Source organism: Xanthomonas sp. 3307 (assembly GCF_014199735.1).
GTDB classification, from domain to species: domain Bacteria; phylum Pseudomonadota; class Gammaproteobacteria; order Xanthomonadales; family Xanthomonadaceae; genus Xanthomonas_A; species Xanthomonas_A rydalmerensis.
The window spans coordinates 68,794-94,056 of sequence record NZ_JACHOG010000005.1; the positions used below are offsets into that span (position 1 = coordinate 68,794).

Consider the following 25,263-nt stretch of genomic DNA (forward strand, 5'->3'; position numbering starts at 1 on the left):
CACCGCTGGCGCGGACAGCACGCTGATCGCCGGCTACGGCAGCACCCAGACCGCGGGCAGCGACAGCTCGCTGACGGCCGGTTACGGCAGCACGCAGACAGCGCGCCAGGGCAGCGACGTGACCGCCGGCTATGGAAGTACTGGCACCGCGGGTGCGGATAGCACGCTCATTGCCGGCTATGGCAGCACACAGACCGCCGGTAGCGACAGCTCGTTGACGGCAGGTTACGGCAGCACGCAAACGGCGCGGCATGGCAGCGATATCACTGCCGGCTACGGCAGCACCGGCACTGCCGGCGCCGACAGTTCGCTGATCGCCGGCTACGGCAGCACCCAGACCGCGGGCTACAACAGTAGCCTGACCACGGGCTACGGCAGCACCCAGACCGCTCGGGAGAGCAGTTCCCTCACCGCCGGCTACGGTAGCACCTCGATGGCGGGCTACGACAGCACGTTGACCGCGGGCTATGGAAGCACGCAAACCGCCGGCTACAACAGTACGCTGACCGCGGGCTATGGCAGCAACTCGACCGCCGGCCACGACAGTTCGTTGATTGCCGGTTATGGCAGTACCCAAACCGCCGGCTATGAGAGCACGTTGACCGCGGGATACGGCAGTTCGCTGACCGCGCAGCAGAACAGTTCGCTGACCGCCGGCTACGGGAGTACCGAGATCGCCGGCTACGCCAGCACGCTGATCGCCGGCTACGGCAGCTCCCAGACCGCCGGGTACGAGAGCACCCTGACCGCCGGCTACGGCAGTACCCAGATGGCCGAACACAGCAGTTCGCTGACGGCGGGCTACGGCAGCACCGGCATCGCCGGGCAGGACAGCTCGCTGATCGCCGGCTACGGCAGCAACCTGACCAGTGGCGTGCGCAGCTTCCTGACGGCGGGCTATGGCAGCAACTTGATCGCCAGCTACGGTAGCTCGCTGATCGCCGGCCATGACTGTATCCAGATCGCCGGCCACAAGAGCATGCTGATCGCAGGAAAAGGCAGCTCTCAGACGGCGGGGTCTCGCAGCACCCTGATTGCCGGTGCCGAAAGCGTGCAGACCGCTGGCGACCGCAGCAAGCTGATCGCCGGTGCCGACAGTACCCAAACCGCCGGCGATCGCAGCAAATTGTTGGCCGGACGCAACAGCCATCTCACCGCCGGCGACAGGAGCAAGCTCACCGCCGGGGACGACAGCACGCTGATGGCCGGCGACCGCAGCAAGCTGACTGCTGGCAAGAACAGCGTCTTGACCGCCGGCGCTCGCAGCAGGCTCATCGGCAGTCTGGGTTCGACGCTGACCGGCGGGGAGAATTCGACGCTCATTTTCCGCTGCTGGGACGGCGAGCGCTACACCAACCTCGTGGTCACGACCGGCGAGCAAGGCGTGGAAGCCGATATGCCGTATCAGGTCGACGAGCAAGGCAACCTCGTCGGAAGGGCCGATGCCGCCGAGGTGCTGGAGCTGGTGCCGTGCGTGCCCTCGGACCGTGATCCAGATGCCTTGGAGGACGTGCGCGATGCCTGAGGTGCGAGGTGACGGCGCAGGTCGTGGTCGCAACGGGACTCTGGATGCGTTCGAAGCCGCCCGGTTGCGTGCGTAGTTCGATTGCCTAGTTTTCCGGCCGCTCCCGGATGTGCTCGTGCGAGGCGCGCACGGGCACATCCGGGGTCGATCGTCGCGGTGTGGTGGGTGTCGTGCGACACGCTTTTGCGTTGTGCCCTTCGCCCGTTGCAACCGTTGCGGCCGTCGTCCGCTTCCGGACAGCTGATGTCACTTGCGGCATGGTGCACGAGGGATTCCAGGCGGCGGCAGCGCGGCACGGAACGGCTGCGCCACGCTGCGAAAGGGAGGGCGATCTGCCAGAATCGGCCGGTTGCCCGTCGATACCGCCTCCATGACCGTTGCCGCGTCTGCCGTTCCGCCCGTCAACTCGCCGCGTCGCGTGCTGCTGGCCAGCCTGGTCGGCACCACCATCGAGTTCTTCGATTTCTACATCTACGCCACCGCTGCGGTGTTGGTGTTCCCCAAGCTGTTCTTCCCCAAGGGCGACGCCGATGCGGCGCAGTTGCAGTCGCTGGCAACCTTTGCCGTGGCCTTCATCGCGCGACCGTTGGGGTCGGCGCTGTTCGGTCATTTCGGCGACCGCATTGGCCGCAAGGCCACCCTGGTGGCGGCGCTGCTGACCATGGGCCTGTCCACCGTGCTGATCGGCCTGTTGCCCAGCTACGACCGGATCGGCCTGTGGGCGCCGGCGCTGCTGGTGCTGTGCCGCTTCGGCCAGGGCCTGGGCCTGGGCGGGGAGTGGGGCGGGGCGGTGCTGCTGGCCACCGAGAACGCGCCGCCGGGCAAGCGCGCCTGGTACGGGATGTTCCCGCAGCTGGGCGCGCCGCTGGGCTTCCTGCTGTGTTCGGGCATCTTCCTGCTGCTGGGCGCGGCGCTGGACGATGCGCAGTTCCTGCGCTGGGGCTGGCGCATCCCGTTCGTCGCCAGCGCCCTGTTGGTGATCACCGGGCTGTGGGTGCGCCTGCGCATCCACGAGACCCCGGACTTCCAGCGCGCGCTGGACCGCAACGAGCGCGTGCGCCTGCCGATGCAGACGGTGCTGTCGCAGCACGCGGGCGCGACGGTGCTGGGCACGTTCGCGGTGCTGGCGACCTTCGTGCTGTTCTACCTGATGACGGTGTTCGCGCTGGGCTACGGCACCACCACGCTGCACTACAGCCGCGAGCAGTTCCTGCTGCTCCAGATGGTCGGCATCCTGTTCTTCGCCGCCGGCATCCCGTTGTCGGCGTGGTACGGCGACCGCCGCGGCACGCGCCCGGCGATGCTGGTGGCCAGCGTGGCCATCATCGCGTTCGGGCTGCTGTTCGCGCCGCTGTTCCAGGCCGGGCAGCCCTGGCAGGTGCTGGCCTTCCTGGCGCTCGGGTTCTTCTTCATGGGCCTGACCTACGGCCCGTGCGGCACGCTGCTGGCCGAACTGTATCCGGTGCCGGTGCGCTACACCGGCGCCTCGCTGGCGTTCAACCTGGCCGGCATCGTCGGCGCGGCGCCGGCGCCGTATGTGGCGGTGTGGCTGGCCACGCACCATGGCCTGCCGTGGGTGGGCTACTACCTCAGCGCGGCGGCGCTGCTGACCGTGCTGGCACTGCTGGCGATCAGGCGGCCGCGTCGCTGAGCGCCGGCTCCGCCGGCGGCGCGTGTTCGACCCGGTTGCGGCCGCCGGCCTTGGCCAGGTACAGGTACTTGTCGGCCTCGGTCAGCAGCGGATGCAGGGTCTGGCGTTGTGCGCCGCTGCTGCTGACGCCGATGCTGATGGTCAGGCGCAGGATCTGCGCGCCCAGCGGGATCTTGAGGTCGGCGATGCGCGCGCGCAGGGTTTCGAAGTAGTCGGCCGCCGCGGTGGCGTCCAGGCCCGGCACCAGCATGCAGAATTCCTCGCCGCCGAAGCGCGCCACCATGTCCTGCGAGCGCGCGTGCGCGGCCAGGGCTGCGGCGACCGCGCGTAGCGCTTCGTCGCCGGCCTCGTGGCCGAACGTGTCGTTGATGTGCTTGAAGTGGTCGATGTCGAGCATCGCCACGGCGACCGGCTCCTGCCGCGCCAGCCACTTCGCCAGCACGCGCTGGCTCTGTTCGAGGAAGTGCCGGCGGTTGGGCAGGCTGGTGAGGAAGTCGCGCGTCGCCAGGTCCTGCAGGGTGCCGATCAGTTCCAGCTGATCCACGTTCTGCGAGACCCGGCAGAAGAATTCCTCGCGCGAGAAGGGCTTGCGCAGGAAGTCGTTGGCGCCGTTCTTGAGGAAGCGCGGCACCAGCGACGGGTCGTTGTTGCCGGACAGGCCGATCACCGCCAGCATGTCGCGCGCACGCAACGCGCGCAGCCTGCGGGTGAATTCCACGCCTTCCATGCCCGGCATCTCCTGGTCCACCACCGCCAGGCGGATCGACGGGTTGGCCTCGATCGCGCGCAGCCCGGCGGCGCCGTCGGCGGCCTCGACCACGCGGTAGCCGTACATCGACAGCAAGCAGGCGGCATAGGCGCGCGCCGACGGCGAGTCGTCCACCACCAGCGCGGTGATGGACCGGTTGCGCGCCAGCCGCTGCACCAGCCAGGCCAGGTAGTCGATGCTGTCCGGTGCGTTCTTCAGCACGAAGTCGATGATCTGCTGGGTCAGGATGCGCTTGCGCAGGCTTTCGTCGTAGACGCCGCTGACCACCACCGTCGGCAGTCCGCGTGCGACGAAGAAATCCACCACCGTGTCGCGGTCGCCGTCGGCCAGCACCAGTCCGGTCAGCGCCAGGAACCAGGGGCCGCCGTCATCCAGGGCGGCGGCGGCCTCGGCCAGGGTGGAGACCACGACCACCGGCAGTTCGACCCGTTGCTCGATCGCCGCGCGCAGCAGGTCGGTGAAGGTGCGCGAGTTTTCCACCAGCAGGATGCGCTGCTGTGCAGGGCTGCCGTCGGGGGCGATCGGGGAGATCGGCAGCGGGTGCGACATGCGTGCCTCGCGGGCGGCAATCCAGGGGTGGAACCCCGGTTAGCGGCCGCGCGCGCGCGAACTTGAGGGCGGCGCGGTCGCGCCGGCGGTCACCACAGCGCGTCGCGCAGCTTGTACCAGGACATCGCCGCCACCAGCAGCGGCGTGCGCAGCAGGCGGCCGCCAGGGAAGGGGGCGTGTGGGATCCGCGCGAACACGTCCAGCCGCTGCGCCTGCCCGGCGATCGCCGCGGCGATGACCGCGCCGGCCAGGCCGGTCGCAGCCACGCCATGGCCGGAAAACCCCTGCGCGAAGTACACGTTCGGGGTCAGCCGGCCCCAGTGCGGGGCGCGGTTGCGGGTGATGTCGACGTAGCCGCCCCACACCGACGCCATCTCGACCTGGCGCAATTGCGGGAACACCCGCCGCATGCGCCGGGTCATCACCCCGCGCAGGCCCGGCGGCGGCAGCGACGAATAGCTGGCACGGCCGCCGAACAGCAGCCTGTGGTCGCGGCTGAGGCGGAAGTAGTCCAGCGCCCAGTTGACGTCGGCCACGGCCATGTCGTTGCCGATCAGCTCGCGCGCCAGCGCCTCGCCCAGCGGCGCGCTGGCGCCGATGTAGGTGCCCACCGGCATGATCCGCGATTCCAGTTCAGGGGCGATGCCGCGCAGCCAGGCGTTGCCGGCGAGAATGGCGAATTCGCCTTCGACCTCGCCGTGCGCGCTGCGCAGGATCGGTCGCGCCCCGCGCACCAGTTGCGTGACCGGGGTCTGCTCGTAGATGCGCACGCCGGCGGCCAGCGCCGCCCGCGCCAGGCCGCGCGCGTACTCCAGCGGGTGCAGGTGGCCGCTGGCCGCGTCGTACATCGCCCCCAGGTAGCGCGGGCTGCGCAGCTGCGACTGCAACTGCGCGCGGTCCCACCATTGCAGCGGATAGTCGTAGCGCTGCGCCATCTCGATGATGCCGGCGCGCAACGCGCGCTCCTGGCGCGGCTTGATCGCCACGTGCGCATGGCCGTCGCGCCAGTCGCAGGCGATGCCGTGGCGGGCGATGCGGGTGCGCAGCAGCTGCATGCCGTCGCGGGAGAAATCGAACAGCAGCCGCGCTTCGTCCGGCCCGAGCAGGGCTTCCAGGGTGTGCTGCTCGCAGCCGTAGCCGACGATGGCCTGCCCGCCGTTGCGCCCGGACGCGCCCCAGCCGACCCGCTGCGCCTCCAGCACCACCACCCGATACCCGGCCTCGGCCAGGGCCAGCGCCGCACTCAGCCCGGTGTAGCCCGCGCCAAGGATGCACACGTCGGCGCGCACCTGCCCACGCAACGGCTCCTGCGCCGGGAACGGCGTGGCGCTTTGGGTATACCAGTTGCGGGAGTGGGAGGGCATGCGAATGGGGATTCGGGATTGGGAATTAGAGATTGGGAGTCGCGCTGCTGGGAACTGGGTTCATCGGACCAGAAGAGGGCCGTCGTGCTGCCGTTACGAATCCCCAATCCCGAATGCCCAATCCCCGCACCTCACACCGTCCGCAGATACCAGCGATAGTCCACATCGCTGACCTGCGCCTGGAAATCCAGCAGCTCGCGGCGCTTCTGCTGGCCGTAGACATGCCGGAAGCGTGTGCCGAAATGGGTGGCGGCGAAGTCGCTGCCCAGGAAGCGGGCGATTGCGTCGCGCCAGTCCGGTTCGCGTGCGGCGTGTTGCGCGTAGGCGTTGCCCTGGGTCGGCGGGCCCGGATCGAGGCCCTGCGCCAGGCCGTGTTCGATGCCGGCCAGCACCGCCGCGGCGACCAGGTAGGGGTTGGCGTCGGCGCCGGCGATGCGGTGTTCGATGCGGGTGTTGGCCGGATCGCTGTGCGGCACCCGCATCGCCACGGTGCGGTTGTTGAAGCCCCAACTGTCGTTGAGCGGAACGAAGGCATTGGCGACGAAACGCCGGTAGCTGTTGGCGTGCGGCGCGAACAGCAGCAGGCAGTCCTCGGCGCTGCGCTGCAAACCGCCGATGGCATGGCGCAGCGGCGCGGCCGGCGCCTGCGGGGTGCAGGCGAACACGTTGTGGCCGGCGTCGTCGAGCAGGCTCACGTGCACATGCAGGCCGCTACCGGACTGCGCGGCGAACGGTTTGGCCATGAAGCTGGCGAGCAGCCCCTGCTGCTGCGCGATCGCCTTGATCGCGCGCTTGAGCAGCACCGCATCGTCGCAGGCGGCCAGCGCATCGGCGCGATGCTTGAGGTTGATCTCGAACTGGCCGGGCGCGTACTCGGCCACCGCGGTGTCGGCCGGAATGCCCTGCGCGCGGCAGGCCTGCGCGACCGCATCGGTGAAGCCACGCTGGTCGTCCAGTTCCTGCATGTAATAGACCTGGGTGCTGTCGTTGCGCAGCCCGCTGTGGGCGTGCAGCGGCGGCTGCGGGCGGCCGTGCGCGTCGGCGTGCGGGTCGAACAGGTAGAACTCCAGTTCCACCGCGATCACCGGGGTCAGCCCGCGCGCCTGCAGGCGCGCCAGCACCTGCGCCAGCACCTGGCGCGGGGCGAAGTCGAGCGCGCCGCCGGCGCCGTCCTGCATCGCCAGCAGCAGTTGCGCCGAGGGCACCGGCGCCCACGGCACCGGTCGCAGGCTGCCCGGTACCGGGAAGCACAGCCGGTCCTCGTCGCCGATGTCGTAGCCCAGCCCGGTTTCCTCGACGGTGTTGCCGGTGATATCGGTGGCGATCAGCGACATCGGCAGGCACACGCCGTCGCGGTGGACCTTGTCCAGCGCGTCGCGGGCGATGCGCTTGCCGCGCAGCAGGCCGTTGCAGTCCGGCAGCAACAGGTCGATCTGCTCGCAGCCGGCGATGCGCTGCAGGGTCTGGGCGTCGTCCGGGGGCAGCAGCGGGGCATCGTGCATGCGGGTCATCGCGGCGGACTGCGGGAGTGCTTCGAGCTTAGCAGAGCGCCATGGCGTCAAGAATACTCAACAGGTGCCCGGCGCGATGTGCCGGCGTTCGATCAAGCGGTTGCGCGGCGGTTGCGCGGTTTTGCCGAGTTGCAGGCGCAATGCACGCATTGCGCAGGCCCGGCAAGCGCTGCGTGCGCTCGCTCTGTGTTGCGTTCCGCGGTGCGTCGTGTTGTAAAAATAAAACGCCCGCGGTAAGTTGCGGCGACGCCGCACGAGTTCTTCGCATGGCCGTATCGCCCCTGGTCGGCGTGCCGACCGACCGCAAGCTCATCGGCCACCATCCGTTCCTGGCGGCAGGCGAAAAGTATCTGCGCGCCGCCGTCGATGGAGCCGGGGTGACCCCGGTGTTGCTGCCGTCGCTGCAGCCGCCGGTGGATGCCCGCGCCTGGCTGACGCGCCTCGACGGCCTGCTGCTGACCGGCGCGGTCAGCAACATCGAGCCGCATCACTACAGCGACGAGCCGAGCTGGCTCGGCAACATTCACGACCCGGCGCGCGACGCCAACACCCTGGACCTGATTCCGCAGGCGATTTCGCTGGGCCTGCCGATCCTGGCGATCTGCCGCGGCTTCCAGGAAGTCAACGTCGCCCTCGGCGGCACGCTGCATCAGAAGGTGCATGCGCAGCCGGGGTTGTCCGATCACCGCGAGGATCCGCAGGCGTCGCTGGAGGCCCAGTACGCGCCGGCGCACGAGGTGACGCTGAGCCACGGCGGCTGGCTGGAGGAGATCGCCGGCCGCGACCGGGTGCGGGTCAACTCGCTGCACGGGCAGGGCGTGGCCCGGCTCGGCGGCGACCTGATCGTCGAGGCGCTGGCGCCGGACGGGCTGATCGAGGCCTTTCGCGGCATCGGCCCCGGCTTCCTGCTGGGCGTGCAATGGCATCCGGAGTGGCGGGTGCTGGACGACGCGTTCTATCTCGGCATCTTCCAATCCTTCGGCGACGCCTGTCGCCACTATGCGGCCACCCGCAGGCACTGATTCCCATGGCCAGTCGACCCCGATCGCGCAAGCACACCCCGGAACAGCAGGAAAGCTCGCTGCGGCGCTGGCTCAAGGAACGCCACATCACCGAGGTCGAGTGCCTGGTGCCGGACATCACCGGCAACGCCCGCGGCAAGATCATTCCCGCCGCCAAGTTCTCGCACGACTACGGCACACGGCTGCCCGAGGGCATCTTCGCCACCACCGTCACCGGCGACTACCCGGACGACTACTACGACCTGACCTCGCCCTCGGATTCGGACATGCAACTGCGCCCGGACCCGGACACGGTGCGGATGGTGCCGTGGGCCGCCGACCCCACCGCGCAGGTGATCCACGATTGCTACACCAAGGAAGGCCAGCCGCACGAACTGGCGCCGCGCAACGTGCTGCGCGGGGTGCTGGCGGCGTATGCGGCGATCGGCTACAAGCCGGTGGTGGCGCCGGAGCTGGAGTTCTTCCTGGTGCAGAAGAACACCGACCCGGACTTCCCGTTGCTGCCGCCGGCCGGTCGCTCGGGCCGTCCGGAGACGGCGCGGCAGTCGTACTCGATCGACGCGGTCAACGAGTTCGACCCGATCCTGGACCTGATGTACGACTATTGCGACGCGATGGAACTGGACGTGGACACGCTGATCCACGAATCCGGCGCGGCGCAGCTGGAGGTCAACTTCACCCACGACGACGCGCTGTCGCGCGCCGACCAGGTGTTCCTGTTCAAGCGCACCATGCGCGAGGCGGCGCTGCGCCACGGTGTCTACGCCACCTTCCTGGCCAAGCCGATGGAGAACGAGCCGGGCAGCGCGATGCATATCCACCAGAGTCTGGTGGACAAGCACGGCAAGAACGTCTTCAGCGGCCGCCGCGCCGGCGAGTACAGCCGCACCTTCGCCCATTACCTGGCGGGCCTGCAGAAGTACGTGCCGATGGCAATGGCGGTGCTGGCGCCGAACGTCAATTCCTACCGCCGGCTGATGTTCGGCGAGGTGTCGCCGAGCAACGTGCTGTGGGGCTTCGACAACCGCACCTGCGGCCTGCGCGTGCCGATCGACACGATCGAGAACATGCGGGTGGAGAGCCGCTTCGCCGGTTCCGACGCCAACCCGTACCTGGCGATGGCGGCGACGCTGGCCTGTGGCCTGCTGGGCATCCGCGAGAAGCTGGAGCCGACCGCGCCGATCAGCGGCAACGGCAAGGAGTTGGGCTATCAGTTGCCGCGCTCGCTGGGCGAGGCGCTGGACGAGCTGGAGCGGTGTGCGCCGTTGCAGGAGTTGCTGGGGCCGCGCTTCGTGCGGGCGTACATTTCGGTCAAGCGCAAGGAGTACGAGACGTTCTTCCGGGTGATCAGTTCGTGGGAGCGGGAGTTTTTGTTGTTGAACGTGTGAGCTGCTTGCGGACGCTCTGGTTGGGCTGCTTCAGGCTTGTTCGTACTCATCGTCGGTGCTTCGGCTTCGGCTTCGGCTTCGGCTCGGCTTCGGCTTACGCTTCCGCTGTTGCTTCGGCTGTTGTCTTTGGCTTTTGATTTACCGGGTTCCCTTCCGAAGCGGCGAACCAGACGGGAAAAACCCGAAGGGCGGCGCACAGGGACGTGCGCCGTCCGCGGCAGGGGCAGGATGCCCCTTCCGCGGATCCCGTCTGGTTCGCGGACCCGGAGCGCGCAGCGCGGAGGGCGCGTAGGCAGGGCGCGCTTTCTTTTGGTTACCTTTTCTTTGCGCGAGCAAAGAAAAGTAACTCGCCCGCAAGGGCGAAAGCCTTTGCTGTTGCTTCAGGCTTGAGTGTCGGATGAGAAAGACTGTAGGAGCGGCTTTAGCCGCGACCAACGTAATTGGTCATACCTGTCGCGGCTGAAGCCGCTCCTACAATCCAGCGGCGCCGCCGCATCAGCTAGAGCAAGAGCAAAGCTTTCGCCTGGCGGCGAGTCACTTTTCTTTGCTTGTGCAAAGAAAAGTAACCAAAAGAAAGCACACCCTGCCTCGCGCCCTCCGCGCTAACGCGCTCCGGGTCCGCGTCCACCCCGGGGATTCGCGGAAGGGGCATCCTGCCCCTGCCGCGAACGGCGCACGTCCCTGTGCGCCGCCCCTTCGGGGTTTTTCCCCGGGCCGGCCGCCGCTTCGGAAGGGAACCCGGTAAGGCAAGGGCAACAGCGAGAGCAACGGCAACAACAAGAGCGCCAGCAACAGCAAGAGCAACGGCAACAACAAGTGCACCAACAACAGCAACAGCAACAGCAACAGCAACAGCAACAGCAAAGCTTGGTCGCGGCGGCGGCCTTGGCACCGACATTGGAGTGGACATGGACCGAATCGACACGCGTGCGCTGCAGGACCTGGATGCCGCGCACCACCTGCACCCGTTCAACGACAACGCCGCCCTGGCGCAGAAAGGCACCCGCATCCTCACCCGCGGCGACGGCGCCTACGTCTGGGATGCCGACGGCAATCAATTGCTCGACGCCTTCGCCGGCCTGTGGTGCGTCAACGTCGGCTACGGACGGAAGGAACTCGGTCAGGCCGCCGCGCGGCAGATGGAGCAGCTGGCGTACTACAACAGCTTCTTCCAGTGCACCACCGAACCCACCATCCGCCTGGCCGCCAAGCTCGCCGAGCTGGCACCGGGCGACCTCGACCATGCCTTCTTCACCAACTCCGGCTCCGAGGCCAACGACACCATCCTGCGCCTGGTGCGGCACTTCTGGGCAGTGCAGGACCAGCCGCAGAAAACCATCTTCATCGGCCGCCACGACGGCTACCACGGCACCACCATGGCCGGCGCCAGCCTCGGCGGGATGAAGGGCATGCATCGCCAGGGGGGCCTGCCGATCCCGGATATCCACCACATCGATCCGCCCTACGGGTTCGGCGACGGCGGCGACATGGATCCGGACGAGTACGGGCTGCTGGCCGCGCGGCGGCTGGAAGACAAGATCCTGGAACTGGGGCCGGAGCGGGTGGCCGCGTTCATCGGCGAACCGATCATGGGCGCGATCGGCGTGTACATCCCGCCGCGCAGCTATTGGCCGGAGATCGAGCGCATCTGCCGCCGCTACGACGTGCTGCTGGTCGCTGACGAGGTGATCTGCGGCTTCGGCCGGACCGGCGAATGGTTCGGGTCGCAGCACTTCGGCTTCCAGCCGGACGTGATGACCATCGCCAAGGGCATCACCTCCGGCTACATCCCGCTCGGCGCGGCGATGTTCGGCACGCGCGTGGCCACGGTGCTGAAGGAGCAGGGCGGCGAGTTGGCGCACGGCTGCACCTATTCCGGCCACCCGGTGTGCGCGGCGGTGGCGCTGGAGAACCTGCGCCTGCTGCAGGACGAGGGCATCGTCGCACGCGCGCGCAGCGAGATCGCGCCGTATCTGGCGCAGCGCTGGGCCGAGCTGGGCGAGCATCGGCTGGTCGGCGAGGCGCGCATCGTCGGCATGATCGGTGCGCTGGAACTGGTGCCGGACAAGCCACGCCGGCACTACTTCCCCGAGCGCGGCAAGGTCGGCGCGCTGTGCCGCGACAAAGCGCTGCGCCGCGGCCTGATCCTGCGCGCCACCAACGACGCGATGCTGCTGTCGCCGCCGCTGATCCTCAGCCGCGCCCAGGTCGACGAACTGTTCGACAAGGCCTGGCTTGCGCTGGAGGATACGGCGCAGGCCCTGGGCAAATAGCCCGGCGCTGGGTAGTCTGGAACGTCGACCCCGGATCCGGCTCGCCTCGCCGATCCTCCCCCTCTTGCCCATGGACCTGCGGAGACCTGCCATGACCTTGCGACTGCTCACTCTTTCCCTGGCCACGGCGCTGCTCGCCGGCTGCGGCGGCTCCGGCAGCGATGCGGACAAGGCGGGGCAGGGCGAGGCGAAGGTGCTCAACGTGTACAACTACTCGGACTACATCGCCGAGAACACGATTCCCGACTTCGAAAAGCAGACCGGCATCAAGGTCACCTACGACGTCTTCGACAGCGACGAGATGGTGGAGACCAAGCTGCTGGCCGGCGGCAGCGGCTACGACGTGGTGGTGCCGACGCTGAACTTCTTCGGCCGGCAGATCCAGGCCGGCGTGTTCCTGCCGCTGGACAAGAGCAAGATCCCCAACCTGGGCAATCTCGACCCGCAGATCATGCAGCGCATCGCGCAGCAGGATCCGGGCAACAAGTACGGCGTGCCGTACATGGTCGGCACCACCGGCATCGGCTACAACGTGGACAAGGTCAAGGCCGCGTTCGGCAGCACCGACATCGCCAACAGCTGGGACCTGGTGTTCAAGCCCGAGAACCTGTCCAAGCTCAAGGACTGCGGCGTGACCCTGCTGGACACGCCCTCGGACCTGATCCCGATCGCGCTGCACTACCTGGGCGAGGATCCGCACAGCACCGATCCCGCCAAGATCGAGCAGGCCGCGGCGCTGATCAAGCGCATCCGCCCGTACGTGCAGAACTTCCACTCCTCGCAGTACGTGACCTCGCTGGCCAACGGCAGCACCTGCCTGGCGGTGGGCTGGTCCGGCGACATCATCCAGGCGCGCGACCGCGCCGAAGAAGCCAAGAACGGCGTGCACGTGGCCTATTCGATCCCCAAGGAAGGCGCACCGCAGTGGTTCGACATGCTGGCCATCCCCAAGGACGCCAAGCATCCGGAGAACGCCTACGCGTTCATCAACTACCTGCTGACGCCGAAGGTGGCCGCGGCCAACACCGACTTCATCCATTACGCCAACCCGGTGCCGCAGGCGACCCCGCTGGTGGACGCGGCGATCCGCAACGACCCCACCATCTATCCGCCGCCGGACGTGGCCGCGAAGATGTTCACCTATTCGATCAACCCGCCCGAGGTGGACAAGCTGTACACCCGCCTGTGGACGGAGATCAAGACCGGCCGCTGAGCCGCTGGCGTTCGCGGTCCGGGTAATCCTTTGCGGTTTGACCCGGACAGCCATCGCACTGCGCTTGCCCAAGCGACCAGGGTGAGCGTGAGTGAGCGGCTGTTGTGGGAGGGACATCAGTCCCGACGCCATGCCGCCCGGGACATCTGGCGTCTTCGCTCGTCGCGGCTGAAGCCGCTCCTACAAGGTTTGCTGGCGCACGCAGGTACCGCGCCGGCGGGCTCTCCCGGTTGAGATCGGACAGGCAGGAACCGCTCCCGTAGGAGCGGCTTCAGCCGCGACGGGCCTTCCCGATAGCGCCTCGCCGCGCGGCTGCACGGCGCAGCCCGACACATGGCTTCCCTATCGGCATGGGAGACCGGAAATCGCTCCCTCGGCGCAGGCGACCGGGTCTGGCGCTGCCCAAGCGTCCGCAAATCGTGTAGACGCCGCAGGGCCATCGCCACGCGATGCTCACACACTCTGTACTCGCCGGTACAAATAATGCGCCGGCCGGCGTACGCTACCGTTTGGTGGTGTCGCCGTCCCGACCCGGCGACGTTCTTCCTCTCCCCAGGAATCAGCGACTTGAGCAACCACGACCCAGACTCCTCGCAGGCGCCGCGGCAGGCCGCCGCGCACGACGCCCACGCCGACCAGGGCCAGGCCGGCAAGCGCCGGGACGACGCGGGCGGCGACGACGCCGGCAAGGCCGACACTCCGTCGCCGCTGAAGAACCCGAAGGTCAAATGGACCCTGCTGCTGATCGGCCTGGTGGTGGTGATCGGCCTGGTGGTGTGGCTGATCTACTACCTCACCACCGGCCGCTACCTGCAGGAGACCAACAACGCCTATCTGCAGGCCGACACGGTCGCGGTGGCGCCGCGTGTCAACGGCTACGTGACCGCGGTATACGTGCGCGACAACCAGACCGTCGCCGCCGGGCAGCCGCTGCTGGAGATCGACCCGCGCACCTACCGCGCCACGCTGGAGCAGGCGCAGGCCGCCATTGCGGTACGCCAGGCGAACATCGCCGCCGCCGAGGCCGGGCTGCAGGCGCAGCGCGCCAGCCTGCTGCAGGCACGCACCCAGGTGACCGCGGCCGCCGCCAGTCTGCGCTTCGCCCAGGGTGAGGCCAAGCGCTTCGGGCCGTTGGCCGCCTCCGGTGCCGACACCCACGAGCACTACGAAAGCATCCTGCACGACCGCGACCGTGCGCAGGCGCAGTTCGACGCGGCCAAGGCCCAGGTGGTCGCCGCCGAGAGCCAGGTGCAGGGCACCAGTGCCCAGCTCGACCAGGCGCGCGCCGCGCTGGTGCAGGCGCAGGCCGACGCCGCGCAGGCGCAGGTGGCGGTGGAGGACACCCGGCTGACCGCGCGCATCGCCGGCCGCATCGGCGACAAGACCGTGCAGGTCGGCCAGTTCGTCGCCGCCGGCACCCGGCTGATGAGCGTGGTGCCGGTGGAGGCGCTGTACCTGAGCGCCAATTTCAAGGAAACCCAGGTCGGGCTGATGCGGCCCGGGCAGCCGGCGCGGATCGAGGTCGATGCGCTGTCGGGCGTGGAACTGGACGGCGTGGTCGAGAGCATCGCGCCGGGCACCGGCTCGCAGTTCGCGCTGCTGCCGCCGGAGAACGCCACCGGCAACTTCACCAAGGTGGTGCAGCGGGTGCCGGTGCGGATCCGGCTCAAGGCCGGCGCGGAAGCGCGCAAGGTGCTGGTGCCGGGCATGTCGGTCACCGTGACCGTCGATACGCGCGGCGCCAAGGACGCCAAGGAGCGCGTGAAGCAGGAAGACGCGCAGGGCCAGGATGCGGTCGCCCCGCGCGGGCGCAACCCGTGAGCGAAGCGGCCGCGGCGGCTGGCGCGCAGGCGCCGCGCAAGGCCGACAGCGGCGCCTGGCTGGCGGTCGCCGCCGGCACCATCGGTTCGTTCATGGCGACGCTGGACATCTCCATCGTCAACGCCGCGCTGCCGACCATCCAGGGCGAGGTCGGCGCCAGCGGCACCGAGGGCACCTGGATCTCGACCTCCTACCTGGTCGCCGAGATCGTGATGATCCCGCTGACCGGCTGGTTCGTGCGCACCCTCGGGCTGCGCAATTTCCTGCTGATCTGCGCGCTGCTGTTCACCTTCTTCTCGGTGGTGTGCGGGCTGTCCAACAGCCTGACCATGATGATCCTCGGCCGCGTCGGCCAGGGCTTCGCCGGCGGCGCGTTGATCCCCACCGCGCTGACCATCGTCGCCACGCGCCTGCCGCCAGCGCAGCAGACCCTGGGCACGGCGCTGTTCGGCATGACCGTGATCCTGGGTCCGGTGATCGGGCCGCTGCTGGGCGGCTGGCTCACCGAGAACGTCAGCTGGCATTACGCGTTCTTCCTCAACGTGCCGGTCTGCGCCGGCCTGGTGGCGCTGCTGCTGCTCGGCCTGCCGCACGAGCGCATGTACCTGCGCGGGCTGCTGGATGCCGACTGGCTCGGCATCTTCGGCCTGACCGCGGGGCTGGGCGCGTTGACCGTGGTGCTGGAAGAAGGCCAGCGCGAGCGCTGGTTCGAATCCACCGAGATCGTGCTGCTGAGCGTGATCTCCCTGGTCGGCTTCATCGCCCTGGTGGCCTCGCAGTTCTTCAGCCGGCAGCCGGTGATCCGCCTGTCGATCCTGCTGCAGCGCAGTTTCGGCGCGGTGTTCGTGATGGTGATGGCGGTGGGCATGATCCTGTTCGGGGTCATGTACATGATCCCGCAGTTCCTGGCGGTGATCTCCGGCTACAACACCGAGCAGTCCGGCTACGTGGTGCTGCTGTCGGGCATTCCCACGGTGTTGCTGATGCCGATGATGCCCAAGCTGCTGACCACGGTGGACGTGCGCGTGCTGGTGCTCGGCGGGCTGACCTGCTTCGCTACGGCCTGTTTCGTCAACATGCACCTGACCGCCGAGTCGGTCGGCATGCACTTCGTCGCCGGGCAGCTGTTGCAGGGCTGCGGGCTGGCGCTGGCGATGATGTCGCTGAACCAGGCGGCGATCTCCTCGGTGCCGCCGGACCTGGCAGGCGACGCCTCGGGCCTGTTCAATGCCGCGCGCAACATGGGTGGCTCGATCGGCCTGGCGCTGATCTCCACCTTCCAGGAGCGGCGCATGGTGTTCCATACGCAGATGCTCGGCAGCGGCACCACCGCCAACTCTCCATTGGCGCAGGACTACCTGCACGGCATCAGCGCGCAACTGCAATCGGTCTCCGGTGCCGGCGCGGCGATGCAGTCGCTGGCGCAACTGGCGCGGCTGGTGCAGCAGCAGGCGCTGGTGATGACCTACAACGACCTGTTCTGGATCTTCGGGGTGATCGTGGTCTGCACGATCCCGCTGGCGTTCCTGCTCAAGCCGCTGCCCAAGGGCGGCGCTCCGCTCGCGATGCATTGAGGATTCCATGGCCCAGCGTTTCTCCCGCGTTCTTGTCGCCGCCGCGCTGCCGTCGCTGCTGTCGGCCTGCATGCTCGGCCCGGACTACGTGAAGCCGCCGCCGGTGGCCGAGGCGGCGCTGGCGCAGCCTCGGCTGCATCGCGCCGATGCCACGGCCGCCGCCGCCGGGGTGGTGCCGGCACCGCCGCCGCAGCGTTGGTGGGAAACCCTGCACGACCCGCAGTTGAACACGCTGGTCGAGCAGGCTCTGCAGCACAGCCCGAACCTGCGGGTGGCACAGGCGCGCCTGCGCGCCTCGCGCGCGCTGGTGGACCAGCGCCACGCCGAGCAGTTGCCCAGCGTCGGCGCCAACGCGGCCTATCTCAACGCGCACGCGCCGGATGCGCTGACCGATCGCCTGGGCAGCATCGCCGCCGGCACCGGCCAGCCGGTGGAGATCGATCCGCGCGCACAGCTCTACAGCGTCGGCATCGATGCCAGCTGGGAACTGGATTTCTTCGGCCGCCGCCGCCGCGCCAGCGAGGGCGCACTGGCCGATGCCCAGGCCGACGAGGCCGACCTCGCCGATACCCAGGTGCAGATCGCCGCCGAAGTGGGGCAGGCCTACCTGGGCTACCGCAGCACCCGTGCGCGCATGGCCGTGGCCCAGCGCAATCTGGAGGCCGCCCGCCAGACCCTGCAACTGACCCGGCAGCGCCGCGAGCGCGGCGCCGACGCCGACCTGCAGGTGGAACGCGCGCAGGCCCAACTGCAGCAGCAGGAAGCGGTGCTGCCGGACCTGCAGGCCCAGGCGCAGGTGGCGCTGGACCAACTGGCGCTGATGATCGGCCGCGAGCCCGGGGCGCTCGACGCCGAACTGGCCGCCGACCGCCCGTTGCCGACGCTGCCGGCCAGCGTGCCGGTGGACGATGCCGGCGCGCTGATCCGGCGGCGCCCGGACGTGCGCCGTGCCGAGCGCCAGCTGGCCGCCTCGTCGGCGAAGATCGGCGAAGCGCTGACCGCGTATTTCCCGCAGGTCACGTTGCTGGGCAACATCGGCATGGCCGCGACCTCGCCGGGCGATCTCGGCCGCGACGCGGTCAACAGCGTGGTGGCGCCGTTCCTGCGCTGGTCGATCTTCGACTTCGGCGGCACCCGCGCCAAGGTCGAGCAGGCCCGTGCCGGCAATGCCGCGCGGGTGGCCGCCTACGAGGGCACGGTGCTGGCCGCGCTGCAGGATGCCAACGGCGCGCTGGCGCGGTTCGGCGCCGCGCGCCAGCAGGCGCTGGCGGCGGACAAGGCCGCGGCCTCGGCGGATCGTTCCGCCGCGTTGCTGCAGCAGCGCTATGCCGCCGGCGCCTCGTCGCTGATCGATGCGCTGGACGTGCAGCGCCAGCAAGCCTCCGCGCAGGACAGCGCGCTGCAGGCGCACACCCAGGTGCTGCTGCGCTACGTCGCGTTGCAGAAGAGTCTGGGCCTGGGTTGGGCGGCACCGGAGGCTCCGTCGTCCGCGCCAGCGCCAGCCACGGCGCACTGAGCGCGCGCTGCTTTTACCAATCCCCAATCCAGACTCCCGAATCCCGCGCCGTCACAGCTACACTGCGGTTCACCGCGCCGCGGTCGCCACTGCATCGGCGCTCCGCACGACGGCGTTGTTTCACGGGGAAATCACCAATGGCGTTGAGCGAAGCGAGAACCGACCATCTGCCGGCGCCGCCGCCGGCCAAGGGGGCCGGTTATGTGTCCATCGCCGGCCTGCGCAAGGAGTTCGACGGGTTCGTCGCGCTGGACGACATCGATCTGGACATCGGCCAGGGCGAGATCTTCGCGCTGCTCGGCGGCTCCGGCAGCGGCAAGTCGACGCTGCTGCGCTGCCTGGGCGGGTTCGAGCAGCCCAGCCGCGGCCGCATCGTGCTCGACGGCCAGCCGCTGGATGGGCTGCCGCCGTACCAGCGGCCGCTCAACATGATGTTCCAGTCCTACGCGCTGTTCCCGCACATGAGCGTGGAGCAGAACATCGCCTTCGGGCTGAAGCAGGACGGGTTGTCGCGCAGCGCCATCGCCAGCCGCGTCGGCGAGATGCTGGAGCTGGTGCGGCTGGGCACGCTCGGCAAGCGCAAGCCGCACCAGCTCTCCGGCGGCCAGCAGCAGCGCGTGGCGCTGGCGCGCTCGTTGGCCAAGCGGCCGAAATTGCTGCTGCTGGACGAACCCATGGGCGCGCTGGACAAGAAGCTGCGCTCGCAGATGCAACTGGAGCTGGTGTCCATCATCGAGACCTCGGGGGTGACCTGCGTGATGGTCACCCACGACCAGGAGGAGGCGATGACCATGGCCACGCGCATCGCGCTGATGGAGCAGGGGCGCATCCGCCAGGTCGGTACCCCGGGCGACATCTACGAGTCGCCGAACAGCCGTTTCGTTGCCGAGTTCATCGGCTCGGTGAACATGTTCGAGGGCCGCATCGGCGAAGACCACCCCGACCACGTGACCGTGCTCTGCCCGCAGTTCCCGGTGCCCATCTACATCAGCCACGGCATCACCGGCGTGGAAGGGCAGGAGGTGGCGTTCGCGGTGCGTCCGGAGAAGGTCTGGATCACCAAGGGCGAACCCGAGCAGACCTACAACAAGGCGCGCGGCACCATCGAGGACATCGCCTATTTCGGCAGCCACTCGATCTTCCACGTGCGCCTGCCCAGCGGTATCCGCGTGCAATCCAATTTCGCCAACCAGAAACGCTGGGACAGCGAAGGCATGACCTGGGGCGACACGGTGTGGGTGTCGTGGGACGACAACGACGGCGTGGTGCTGACCGCATGAGCGCGCCCGTCGTGCCGGTGCCGCCCGACTCGACACTGCGGCTGCGCCTGCAGCAGCGCTTGCGCCTGCGCTCCCTGCCGGCGATGCGCTGGCTGGTGATCGCCGCACCGTACCTGTGGCTGCTGCTGTTCTTCGCGATCCCGTTCCTGATCGTGCTGCGCATTTCCTTCGCCGAACAGGCGATCCGCAGCCCGCCATACAGCGAGCTGCTGCAGGTCCGCGACGGCGTGCTGACGCTGAAGCTGACCCTGCAGAACTACCTGGCGCTGCTGCGCGACCACCAGTACATCGAGGCCTACTGGGGCTCGATCAAGATCGCCGGCATCTCCACCGCGCTGACCCTGCTGATCGGCTACCCGATGGCCTACGCGATCGCACGGCTGTCGCCGTCGGCGCGCAACATCGCAATGATGCTGGTGGTGCTGCCGTCGTGGACCTCGTTCCTGATCCGCGTCTATGCCTGGATCGGCATCCTCGACAGCAACGGCGTGCTCAACCGGGCGCTGCTGGCGCTGGGCCTGATCGATGCGCCGCTGCACATCCTGTACACCCCGGTCGCGGCCTACATCGGCATCGTCTACTGCTACCTGCCGTTCATGGTGCTGCCGCTGTATGCGACCCTGGTCAAGCTGGACCAGCGCCTGCTCGAGGCCGCCTACGATCTCGGCGCGCCGCCGTGGAAGGCGTTCCTGACCGTGACCCTGCCGCTGTCGCGGCCGGGCATCGTCGCCGGCTGCATGCTGGTGATGATCCCGGCGGTGGGCGAGTTCGTGATCCCGGAGATGCTCGGCGGTCCGGACACGCTGATGATCGGCCGGGTGCTGTGGGGCGAGTTCTTCAACAACCGCGACTGGCCGACCGCCTCGGCGGTGGCGATCGCGATGCTGGCGTTGCTGATGGTGCCGATCCTGATCTTCAACCGCTACCAGCAGCGCCAGCTCGAAGGCGGGCAGGCATGAGCGGCGCGCGCGGCGGCATGGGCACGGTGCTGCGCTGGACGGTGCTGGGCGCCGGCTTCGCCTTCCTGTACCTGCCGATCCTGCTGTTGATGGTGTATTCGTTCAACGCCTCCAAGCTGGCGACGGTGTGGGCCGGCTTCTCCACCAAGTGGTACGGCGAGTTGCTGCGCGACCGGCAGATCCTGCAGGCGGCGTGGATCAGCCTGAAGGTGGCGTTCTGGACCGCCACCGCGTCGATGGTGCTCGGCACGCTGGCGGCGATGGCGATGACCCGCTTCCGCCGCTTTCCCAGCAAGAGCCTGTTCGGCGCGCTGGTGACCGCGCCGCTGGTGATGCCCGAGGTGATCATCGGCCTGTCGATCATGATGATGCTGGTGTCGATGGGCGGCGTGCTCGGCATCCCGCCCAAGGGGGTGATGGCGATCTGGGCCGCGCACGTCACCTTCACCCTGTCCTTCGTCACCGTGGTGGTGTCCTCGCGCCTGCAGGAGCTGGACCGCTCGCTGGAAGAGGCGGCGATGGACCTGGGCGCCAACCGGCTCAAGGTGTTCTTCCTGATCACCGTGCCGATCATCGCGCCGGCGCTGGTGTCGGGTTGGCTGCTGGCGTTTACCCTGTCGCTGGACGACGTGGTGATCGCCAACTTCGTCGCCGGCCCGGATTCGACAACGCTGCCGATGACCGTGTTCTCCTCGGTGCGCATGGGCCTGAAGCCCAAGATCAACGCGCTGGCCACGCTGATGGTGCTGGCGGTGTCGATCGCCGCCGTCGTCGGCTGGTGGTTGATGGCGCGCAACGAGAAGCGGCGTCAGCGCGATATCCAGCTGGCTCAGCAGCAAGCCGGCTAAGGTGTTGCGTTGCTCCGCGTAGGAGCGGCTTCAGCCGCGACTGGGCATTGCCGGTAACGGCCCCGTCGCGGCTAAAGCCGCTCCTACGGGCCTTGCGGAACACTGTGAGCCATCGCACTCGGCATGATCGCCACGCCGCCGCAACTTCCGCCGCGCTAGGCTGACCGGACATTTTCCGAGGAGTCCGCGCGATGCCTTACGACACCGTCAACCCGGCCAACGGCCAGGTCGAATACAGTCTCGAGCTGATGGATGCCGCTGCCGTCGAGCAGCGCCTGGCCGCCGCGGCGCAGGCGTTCCCGGGCTGGGCGGCGACGCCGCTGGAGCAGCGCGGCGCGCTGGTGCGCAAGGTCGGTGCGCAGTTGCGCGACCAGCGCGACGCGATCCAGCGGGTGATGACCGCGGAAATGGGCAAGCTGCGCAAGGAAGCCCTGGCCGAACTCGACAAGTGCGCCGCGGCCTGCGACTACTACGCCGAGCACGCGGCCGAGTACCTGCGCGAGCAGGCGGTGGCCACCGATGCGCAGCGCAGCTACGTGCGCTACGAACCGTTGGGCTGCGTGCTGGCGGTGATGCCGTGGAACTTCCCGATCTGGCAGGTGTTCCGCTTCCTGGCGCCGGCGCTGATGGCCGGCAACGTCGCCCTGCTCAAGCACGCCAGCAACGTGCCGCGCTGCGCCGACGCGATCGCCAAGGTGCTGGCCGACGCCGGCCTGCCGACCGGCGTGTTCGACGTGTTGCACATCGACAACGACCAGGCCGCCGAGGTGCTGCGCGATGCACGGGTGGCCGCGGTCACCCTGACCGGCAGCGAGCGCGCCGGCCGCTCCATCGCCGCCAACGCCGGTGGGCAGCTGAAGAAGTGCGTGATGGAACTGGGCGGCAGCGACGCCTTCGTGGTGCTGGACGACGCCGATCTGGACGTTACCGTGGCCGCGGCGGTGAAGTCGCGCTTCGACAACGCCGGGCAGACCTGCATCGCCGCCAAGCGTTTCGTGGTGGTGGAGGCGATCGCCGACGAATTCGTGCGTCGCTTCGTGGCCGCCACCGCCGAGCGTCGCCTCGGCGATCCGCAGGACGAGGCGACCACGCTGGCGCCGATGGCGCGCCAGGACCTGCGCGACGAACTGCACAAGCAGGTGCAGGCCAGCATTGCCAAGGGGGCCAAGCCGCTGCTCGGTTGCGAGCCCGAGCGCGGCAGCCACGCCGGCTATCCGGCGTCGATCCTCGACCACGTGGCACCGGGCATGCCGGCCTACGACGAAGAACTGTTCGGTCCGGTCGCGGCGATCCTGCGCGTGGCCGACGAAACCGAAGCCGTACGCGTGGCCAACGACACCACGTTCGGCCTCGGCGGCAGCGTGTGGACCGGCGACCGCGCCCGCGGCGAACGCGTGGCCTGTCAACTCGAGTGCGGCGCCGCCTTCGTCAACGCCATCGTCAAGAGCGACGTGCGCCTCCCGTTCGGCGGCATCAAGCGCTCCGGCTTCGGCCGCGAACTGGCCGAGCATGGCATCCACGAGTTCATGAACATCAAGACGGTGTATGTGGCTTGAGGGCGGGGATTCGGGAGTGGGGATTGGGGATTCGCAACAGCGGATCCCCTCCGCTGATGCAGCCCGTGCAACCCAGGCTTTAAACCATCAGGCGCAGCGCACCGCTTCAACGAATCCCCAATCCCCAATCTCCAATCCCGGCTTCACAGCCACCTTGCCCGCTTGAACGCCACATACAGCGCCACGCACACCGCGGCGACGCCGCCGACCATCAGCGGGTAGGCCCAGGGCCATTCCAGTTCCGGCATCTGCTTGAAGTTCATGCCGTACCAGCTGGTGATCAGGGTCGGGGCGGCGAGCAGGGCGGCCCAGGCGCCGAGGCGCTTGACCGTCTCGCCCTGGGCCAGGGTGACCAGCGACAGGTTCACGCTCAGCGCGGTGCCGAGCATTTCGCGCAGGGTGTCGATGGCGTCGTTGGTGCGCACCGCATGGTCGAGCACGTCGCGCACGTACAGCCTTACTTCCTCGGCGATCAGCGGGCCGGGGTGGCGCTTGAGGTGCGCCAGCACGTCCTGCAGCGGCGCCACGCCCAGGCGCATCTGGTTGAGTTCGCGCTTGAGTTCGTACAGGCGGATCGCGGTGTCGCGCCGATAGGCCTCGGCGAAGATGTCCGTCTCCAGGCGTTCCAGGCTCTGCCGGAAGTCGTCGAGGATCGGCTGGTAGTTGTCGACGATGTAGTCCAGCACCGCGTACAGCGCATACGACGGCCCCAGTTTCATCAGCGAGGCCTCGCGTTCCAGCCGCTCGCGCACCGGCGCGTAGGGCAGCGAGGCGCCATGGCGCACGGTCAGCAGGAAGCGCTCGCCGAGGAAGGCGTGGGTCTCGCCGTAGACGATGCGCGCGTCGATCACCTGCGCGGTGTGCACCGCCAGGAACAGCGAATTGCCGAAGGCCTCGACCTTGGGCCGCTGGTGCGCCTTGCGGGTGTCCTCGATCGCCAGTTCGTGCAGCTGGAACTCTTCCTTGAGCTGCTGCAACACGGCGTCGCCGGGCTCGTACATGCCGACCCAGACGAAGCCGTCGTCATGCCCGGCCAGCACATCGCTGATCTGCTCCAGGGCGATGTCGTGGCGGCGGCCGTGGCCGTCGTAGTGCACGCAGTTGATGACGCAGGCGGGATTGGCGGTCGCGGAGGCCATGGCGGGATCGGGTTCGGCGGAGACGCGCGTGGCGAGGTGGCGCGACGGTATCAGGGCTGCGGGCGAGGGCGGGTGAGCGCCCAGGCCAGTGCCGCGTGCACCGGCAGCATCAGTGCGATCCACTGCAGGTTGAACTGCGGCTGCAGCATCGACAGCCAGTGGATCAGCAGCGCGGCGCCGGCCAGCGCCACCACCAGCCACAGCAGCACGTCGAACCAGCGCCCGGGGCGGCGCCCGCGCAGCAGCGCCACGCCGCCGACCAGCAGCGGCAGGCACAGTGGATCCAGCAGCAGCAGGTTGCGGTTGCCCCAGGCGGCGCGATGCTCGCTGAAGCCCCACAGGTACAGCAGGACCGCACCGCCCAGCGCGCACAGCAGCCAGAACGGCAGCGCCAGCGTGGCCAGCCAGCGCGGGCGGCGGCCCAGCGCCAGCACACCGGCCGCCGCGGCCAGCCCGACCAGCAGCCACGGCCACCAGTGCCGCAGCTGTTCCGGCGGCTCCGGCGGCAGGCGCTGCGGCAGCAATTGTTGGCGCGCCTGCACCAGCGGGCGGCCGGCGCTGTTGTGAACCTCGTTCAGGCTCTCGGCCAGGCGCATCGGCACGAAGGCTTCTTCCCAGCGCGACAGCGGCTTGTCGGCATACGGGCCCAGGCCCAGGTCGAAGCCGAGCCACATCCACGGCGCCGGCGAGGCCAGGCGCACCGATTCGCTGCGGTAGGTGTTGCCGCGCGAGCGGCCCGACAGTTGCGCATGCAGCGCCCCGCCCATGGCCCGGTCCAGCGCGTCGCGGACCATCGTGGCGCAGTTGGCGGTGTAGTAGTCGTAGCGGTAGCGGGCATTCTCCGGGCGTGCGCGCCAGGCCAGCGCCTGCTCGAGTGCGCGTGCCTGCGCCGGCGCCAGGTCCAGCCACTGGATGTCCACGCCGCGTCCGGCCTCGCGGTACTGCTGCAGATCCTCCTGCAGCGGCAGTGCGACCAGGTAGTAGCGCATGTCGCCGGCGGCGAAGCGGCCGACGAAGCCCGGTTCGCTGGGGTCGAAGAACCCGAAGTTGTACGAGGTGGCCTGGCCCGTGCGCGGATCCAGCACCACGATGGCGTCGTGGCCGAAGCGCTCGAAGAACACTTCGCCGGGCTGCATCGTGGCCACGCCGATGCGCGGCGCCGGGTCGCTGGCATCGGCCGCGGCGGGCGCAGCCGTAACGGGCGCCGGTGCGGCCAGCGGCGGCGGTGACGCCGGATCCGCGGACGTGATCTGCGCGAAGGCCAGCCCGGCCCACAGGGCCAGCAGCATTCCCAGCCAGCGGGCC

Annotated in this window: 17 protein-coding genes and 1 pseudogene; 13 read left to right on the plus strand and 5 right to left on the minus strand. The window is 69.0% G+C overall.

The features are described 5' to 3' along the window. Both inaX and GGR64_RS13290 read left to right on the plus strand, forming a co-directional pair. Positions 1 to 1,525 (plus strand): annotated as a pseudogene (gene inaX / locus GGR64_RS20900) (ice nucleation protein); the annotation flags it as partial. A 370-nt stretch (positions 1,526 to 1,895) separates the two neighbouring features. Continuing rightward, complete coding sequence (locus GGR64_RS13290; RefSeq protein ID WP_184646441.1) at positions 1,896 to 3,176, plus strand: MFS transporter; 1,281 nt, start codon at positions 1,896 to 1,898, stop codon at positions 3,174 to 3,176. Here GGR64_RS13290 and GGR64_RS13295 read toward each other — a convergent pair. From GGR64_RS13295 to GGR64_RS13305, 3 genes are all read right to left on the minus strand, one after another. Next, positions 3,157 to 4,494 (minus strand): diguanylate cyclase, encoded by a 1,338-nt coding sequence (locus tag GGR64_RS13295; protein ID WP_160965823.1) that lies wholly within the window; start codon positions 4,492 to 4,494, stop codon positions 3,157 to 3,159. The genes GGR64_RS13290 and GGR64_RS13295 overlap by 20 nt on opposite strands. Positions 4,495 to 4,583: 89 nt before the next feature. Then, positions 4,584 to 5,858: an FAD-binding oxidoreductase gene (locus GGR64_RS13300; RefSeq protein ID WP_184646443.1), complete on the minus strand. Its 1,275-nt coding sequence runs from the start codon at positions 5,856 to 5,858 to the stop codon at positions 4,584 to 4,586. A 131-nt stretch (positions 5,859 to 5,989) separates the two neighbouring features. Beyond that, positions 5,990 to 7,369 (minus strand): glutamine synthetase family protein, encoded by a 1,380-nt coding sequence (locus GGR64_RS13305; RefSeq protein ID WP_184646445.1) that lies wholly within the window; start codon positions 7,367 to 7,369, stop codon positions 5,990 to 5,992. A gap of 266 nt (positions 7,370 to 7,635) precedes the next feature. On the opposite strand from GGR64_RS13305, the gene GGR64_RS13310 reads away from it, so the two are divergent. The 11 genes from GGR64_RS13310 (at position 7,636) to GGR64_RS13360 (ending at position 22,819) form a co-directional block, all read left to right on the plus strand. After that, complete coding sequence (locus GGR64_RS13310) at positions 7,636 to 8,391, plus strand: gamma-glutamyl-gamma-aminobutyrate hydrolase family protein (RefSeq protein WP_160965827.1); 756 nt, start codon at positions 7,636 to 7,638, stop codon at positions 8,389 to 8,391. A 5-nt stretch (positions 8,392 to 8,396) separates the two neighbouring features. Beyond that, on the plus strand, positions 8,397 to 9,779 hold the full coding sequence (locus tag GGR64_RS13315; RefSeq protein ID WP_160965829.1) for a glutamine synthetase family protein: 1,383 nt from the start codon (positions 8,397 to 8,399) through the stop codon (positions 9,777 to 9,779). A gap of 908 nt (positions 9,780 to 10,687) precedes the next feature. Further along, the gene (locus GGR64_RS13320) at positions 10,688 to 12,052 is read left to right on the plus strand and encodes an aspartate aminotransferase family protein (protein WP_160965831.1); all 1,365 of its coding nucleotides are present in this window, start codon (positions 10,688 to 10,690) and stop codon (positions 12,050 to 12,052) included. 91 nt (positions 12,053 to 12,143) lie between these two features. Next, positions 12,144 to 13,265: a polyamine ABC transporter substrate-binding protein gene (locus GGR64_RS13325; RefSeq protein WP_184447530.1), complete on the plus strand. Its 1,122-nt coding sequence runs from the start codon at positions 12,144 to 12,146 to the stop codon at positions 13,263 to 13,265. Positions 13,266 to 13,832: 567 nt separating this feature from the next. Next, positions 13,833 to 15,086 (plus strand): HlyD family secretion protein, encoded by a 1,254-nt coding sequence (locus GGR64_RS13330; RefSeq protein WP_160965835.1) that lies wholly within the window; start codon positions 13,833 to 13,835, stop codon positions 15,084 to 15,086. Next, on the plus strand, positions 15,083 to 16,660 hold the full coding sequence (locus GGR64_RS13335; protein ID WP_184646447.1) for an MDR family MFS transporter: 1,578 nt from the start codon (positions 15,083 to 15,085) through the stop codon (positions 16,658 to 16,660). The genes GGR64_RS13330 and GGR64_RS13335 overlap by 4 nt, the downstream gene beginning before the upstream one ends. Before the next feature lie 7 nt (positions 16,661 to 16,667). Then, entirely contained in the window at positions 16,668 to 18,176 is a 1,509-nt protein-coding gene (locus GGR64_RS13340) for an efflux transporter outer membrane subunit (protein ID WP_184646449.1), read from the plus strand. 137 nt (positions 18,177 to 18,313) lie between these two features. After that, positions 18,314 to 19,456 carry a polyamine ABC transporter ATP-binding protein gene (potA, locus tag GGR64_RS13345; RefSeq protein WP_017912269.1) on the plus strand — a complete coding sequence of 381 codons (1,143 nt, stop codon included), beginning with the start codon at positions 18,314 to 18,316 and terminating at the stop codon, positions 19,454 to 19,456. Continuing rightward, positions 19,453 to 20,415: an ABC transporter permease subunit gene (locus GGR64_RS13350; RefSeq protein ID WP_184646451.1), complete on the plus strand. Its 963-nt coding sequence runs from the start codon at positions 19,453 to 19,455 to the stop codon at positions 20,413 to 20,415. The genes potA and GGR64_RS13350 overlap by 4 nt, the downstream gene beginning before the upstream one ends. Continuing rightward, complete coding sequence (locus GGR64_RS13355; RefSeq protein WP_160965843.1) at positions 20,412 to 21,263, plus strand: ABC transporter permease subunit; 852 nt, start codon at positions 20,412 to 20,414, stop codon at positions 21,261 to 21,263. Before GGR64_RS13350 ends, GGR64_RS13355 begins: the two co-directional genes overlap by 4 nt. Positions 21,264 to 21,454: 191 nt before the next feature. Beyond that, positions 21,455 to 22,819, plus strand: a complete 1,365-nt coding sequence (locus GGR64_RS13360; protein WP_184646453.1) for an NAD-dependent succinate-semialdehyde dehydrogenase — start codon at positions 21,455 to 21,457, stop codon at positions 22,817 to 22,819. Positions 22,820 to 22,962: 143 nt separating this feature from the next. Here the strand turns inward: GGR64_RS13360 and GGR64_RS13365 are convergent, their stop codons facing one another. Then, the gene (locus tag GGR64_RS13365) at positions 22,963 to 23,958 is read right to left on the minus strand and encodes a magnesium and cobalt transport protein CorA (protein ID WP_160965899.1); all 996 of its coding nucleotides are present in this window, start codon (positions 23,956 to 23,958) and stop codon (positions 22,963 to 22,965) included. A gap of 50 nt (positions 23,959 to 24,008) precedes the next feature. Continuing rightward, positions 24,009 to 25,247: a DUF4105 domain-containing protein gene (locus tag GGR64_RS13370; protein WP_260303028.1), complete on the minus strand. Its 1,239-nt coding sequence runs from the start codon at positions 25,245 to 25,247 to the stop codon at positions 24,009 to 24,011. Positions 25,248 to 25,263 lie beyond the last annotated feature (16 nt).